Here is a 244-nt window from a genome sequence, read left to right as displayed (position 1 = left end):
GTTTAATTAAATAAACAAACTCTTCCAATAAAAAACCCCCGATATTTATTCATTCCCCAATTATTTTAACATGGCGTGGAAATTTTATCTAAACTTAACAATTACATGAAGTAATTTAGGGTTGATTTAGACATAATATAGGTGGAAATAGCTTATCAACTATTTTCTTCAAAAATTTTAAAAAGGAGAGTAATATATGAAAGCACCATTTATTTTAGGACTCGTTATTACCTTCTTCTTATTG

It is taken from the genome of Neobacillus drentensis, from assembly GCF_036962765.1.
GTDB classification, from domain to species: Bacteria; Bacillota; Bacilli; order Bacillales; family Cytobacillaceae; genus Neobacillus; species Neobacillus drentensis_C.
The sequence above is the reverse complement of the archived record's forward strand: the minus strand, read 5'-3'. Positions refer to the sequence as shown.